Annotated in this window: 4 protein-coding genes; all 4 read right to left on the bottom strand. The window is 64.5% G+C overall.

Translation table 11 applies throughout. The annotated features are described in order from the left end of the window. Positions 1-292: 292 nt before the first annotated feature. Positions 293-880 (bottom strand): HutD/Ves family protein, encoded by a 588-nt coding sequence (locus EN939_RS24555; RefSeq protein WP_127270284.1) that lies wholly within the window; start codon positions 878-880, stop codon positions 293-295. Positions 881-892: 12 nt separating this feature from the next. After that, positions 893-2,563 carry a urocanate hydratase gene (gene hutU / locus EN939_RS24550; RefSeq protein WP_127270282.1) on the bottom strand — a complete coding sequence of 557 codons (1,671 nt, stop codon included), beginning with the start codon at positions 2,561-2,563 and terminating at the stop codon, positions 893-895. 26 nt (positions 2,564-2,589) lie between these two features. Beyond that, positions 2,590-3,408 (bottom strand): N-formylglutamate deformylase, encoded by an 819-nt coding sequence (hutG, locus tag EN939_RS24545; protein ID WP_127270281.1) that lies wholly within the window; start codon positions 3,406-3,408, stop codon positions 2,590-2,592. Further along, positions 3,408-3,868, bottom strand: a 461-nt coding sequence (locus EN939_RS24540; protein WP_164751189.1) for an aromatic amino acid lyase, incomplete at its 5' end; no start/stop codon positions are given. The genes hutG and EN939_RS24540, both read right to left, overlap by 1 nt.

Genomic DNA, 3,868 nt, shown 5'->3' with positions numbered 1-3,868 from the left:
GGGCAGGATTCGTCTGAATATTCATTGAAAATTCCGTAAGCGGGCACTGAGCGGCGTCACCGCCACGGCAATGGCCCTAAAACCGGTTCAAATGCAATTGGTTGCATAAACCCCACTTGCCGAAAGTTTGTTTCCGCACCACGACAGGGCGTCGTCTCTCAGCAAAACTCAAAGACAAGCACCCCACTTCCCGCCAGGCCAGATCGGCGGAGAGGATTCAGGCTTTTTCGTGATGCCGCCAGCAGCTTACGCTATATTTCGCCGGTGCCGCGATCATGTTTGGAAACAAGCGTTAATCGTTGCCGGCGACAGAGCCGATCCGGATCACGAACAGCGTTGCCTCATGGGCGGGTTGGACGAGCAGGCCGGTGCTGACCGGACCGGACAGCAGCGTGTCGAGCGGACCGAGGCGGACCGGTTCAGCGGCGGGCACGCTGACGTCGCCGTCCAAGCATAGGATGAGCGTTGTGCCGGCTTCAGTCCGGACTTCCACGGGGGCCGAAATCACCAGGCGTTCGACCGAATGCGTCACCCGGCTTCGGCGGGTCATGACATTGAGATCGGTGATCGGCCCGCCGATCAGCGCAGCCGAGGTCTGCACGTCGGCCGGGAAAGAAAACAGGGCGGTCGTCCTGTTTATGGATGTCGGCGGGTGGCCGGCAATCTCGAGGACGATGCCCTCGCCTTCGAGCACGGCAAGGGTGCGATCGATGCCGGCGAATTGCGAGAACGGCCCGCTCAATTCGACACGCGCCATCGAGACGCGCCAGTCGAAATCGTCGAACCCGGCACCCGTGGGCGAGACGGCGATTTCCGTCGTCACGCCGCCGCCGTTCTTCCACGGCATCGACCGGTATTCGGCTGCCCGCAGAACACGCATCGGCTCAGCCAATCAGCCGAGAATGCCGGGCAAATTGAGCTGGTGCTCCTTGGCGCATTCGACGGCGATTTCGTAGCCGGCATCGGCGTGGCGCATGACACCGGTCGCCGGGTCGTTCCACAACACCCGCTCCAGGCGCCTTGCGGCGTCCGGCGTGCCGTCGGCGACGATGACCATGCCGGCGTGCTGCGAGAAACCCATGCCGACGCCGCCGCCATGGTGCAGCGACACCCAGGTGGCGCCGGACGCCGTGTTGAGCAACGCGTTGAGCAGCGGCCAATCGGAGACAGCGTCCGAGCCGTCCTTCATGGATTCCGTTTCGCGGTTCGGCGAGGCGACCGAGCCGGAATCGAGGTGATCGCGGCCGATGACGACAGGCGCCTTCAGCTCACCCTTGGCCACCATCTCGTTGAAAGCGAGTCCGAGCCTGTGGCGGTCGCCAAGGCCGACCCAGCAGATGCGCGCCGGCAGGCCCTGGAAGGCGATGCGCTCGCGCGCCATGTCGAGCCAGTTGTGCAGATGGGTGTTGCCGGGCGTCAGTTCGCGCACCTTGGCGTCGGTCTTGTAGATATCCTCAGGATCGCCGGAAAGGGCTGCCCAGCGGAACGGCCCGATGCCGCGGCAGAACAGCGGACGGATATAGGCCGGCACGAAACCGGGGAAGGCAAAGGCGTTCTCGAACCCCTCCTCCTTGGCCACCTGGCGGATGTTGTTGCCGTAGTCGAGCGTCGGCACGCCGGCGTTCCAGAACGCCACCATCGCCTCGACATGTTCGCGCATCGAGGCGCGTGCCGCCTTCTCGACCGCCTTGGGGTCGCTGACGCGCTTCTCGCGCCACTCGGCCATCGTCCAGCCCTTCGGCAGGTAGCCGTTGATGGGATCATGCGCCGAGGTCTGATCGGTGACCATATCGGGGCGAATGCCACGCCTGAACATCTCCGGCACGATGTCGGCCGTATTGCCAAGCAGGCCGACCGACTTCGCCTCCCCGGCCTTGGTCCAGCGTTCGATCTTTTCCAGCGCCTCGTCGAGCGTGTCGGCGCGCTCGTCGACGTAGCGGGTGCGCAGGCGGAAATCGATCGAGTCCGGGTTGCATTCGATCGCCAGGCAGCAGGCGCCGGCCATGACGGCGGCGAGCGGCTGGGCGCCACCCATGCCGCCGAGACCGCCGGTCAGTATCCATTTTCCCTTGAGATTGCCGCCATAGTGCTGGCGGCCGGCCTCGACGAAGGTCTCGTAGGTGCCTTGCACGATGCCTTGCGTGCCGATGTAGATCCACGAGCCGGCCGTCATCTGGCCGTACATCATCAGGCCCTTCTTATCGAGCTCGTTGAACTTTTCCCAATTCGCCCAGTGCGGCACCAAATTGGAGTTGGCGATCAGCACGCGCGGGGCGTCCGGGTGGGTCCGGAACACGCCAACCGGCTTGCCGGACTGGACCAGCAAAGTCTCGTCATCGGCCAGCGTCCTCAAGGAGGCGACGATGCGGTCAAAGTCGTTCCAGGTGCGCGCCGCCCGGCCGATGCCGCCATAGACGACCAGCTCGTTGGGATTTTCGGCAACATCCGGGTCGAGATTGTTCATCAGCATGCGCAGCGGCGCTTCCGTCAGCCAGGAGCGCGCGCTGATTTCGGTGCCGCGCGGGCTGCGGACTTCGCGGATGTTGTGGCGAGGATTGTTCATGGCGTCACTCCATAAAAGGCCTGATGTCAGACGCGCGCCCAGGACGTCGCAGTCTCGAGGATTTTCCGCAGCGTGGCGCGGATCGGTGCGGCAAACTCGGCATCGTAAGGCACCGGCCAGTTGTCCGGCGTACCCTTGCCATCGGGCTCGCGCATATAGCCGCGATTGGAGAGTTCCATCTGCAGCGCATGCACGCCTTGTTGCGGCTGGCCGAAATGGCGTGTGATCCAGCCGCCCTTGAAGCGGCCGTTGATGACAAAGGTTTCACCGGTTTCGGCCATGATCTGGCCGACCATCGCCTGCAGCGTCGGATCGGCGCTCCTGCCGTCATTGGTGCCGAGGTTGAAAACCGGCAGCGTGCCTTCAAACAGGCGCGGCATCACTGAACGGATCGAGTGGCAGTCATAGAGGACGATCTTTTCGTGCAGGCCACGCAACCGGTCGATCTCGACCTGCAAGGCGGCATGGTAGGGCACGAAGAATTTCTCGCGACGCTCGTCGATCTCCGACGGCCCCGGTTCTTCGCCCTCGCGATAGAGCGGATCGCCATCGAAAGTCTCGGTCGGGCAAAGGCCGGTCGTCGCCTGGCCGGGGTAAAGCGAGGCGCCGGAGGGATCGCGGTTGACGTCGATGACGGTGCGCGAGATCGCGGTGTGCACCACCGTCGCCCCGAGGCCGGCAGCAAAGTCATAGAGATTATCGATCCACCAATCGCAGTCGCGGCGGCCGAGCCAGGGCGAGACCAGCCGATTCTCAAGGCCGGCGAGGTCGATGCCGGTGTGCGGGATCGACACCAGCAACGGGGCTGTGCCGGGCGTGACCGTCAGCCAGGGCGCGCTTGCCATCACATCGCTCCGGAAATCGACGGCAGAGCCACGCCGCCGGCGGCCACGATGGTCGCACCGCTGCGCACCATGGCGATGGCTTTTTCCATATCGGGGTGGAAATGGCGGTCATTGTCGAGATGCGGCACTTCGGCCCGGACCAGCTTACGCACTGCCTCCAGGGCGTCGCTCGAGGCCAGCGGCGCATGGAAATCGCAGCCTTGGGCCGCGGCCAGCAATTCGATGCCGATCACGGCGGTGGCGTTCTCGACCATCCCGATCAGCCGGCGCGCACCGTGCGCGGCCATCGAAACATGGTCTTCCTGGTTTGCCGAGGTGGGGATCGAATCGACGCTGGCCGGATAGGCTTTCTGCTTGTTCTCCGAAACGAGCGCCGCCGCCGTCACCTGCGGGATCATGAAGCCGGAGTTCAGGCCGGGCTTCGGCGTCAGGAAGGCCGGCATGCCGGACAGTGCCGGAT

Source organism: Mesorhizobium sp. M7A.F.Ca.CA.002.05.1.1 (genome assembly GCF_003998335.1).
Lineage (GTDB): Bacteria > Pseudomonadota > Alphaproteobacteria > Rhizobiales > Rhizobiaceae > Mesorhizobium.
This window is presented reverse-complemented; position numbering and strand designations above follow the sequence as displayed.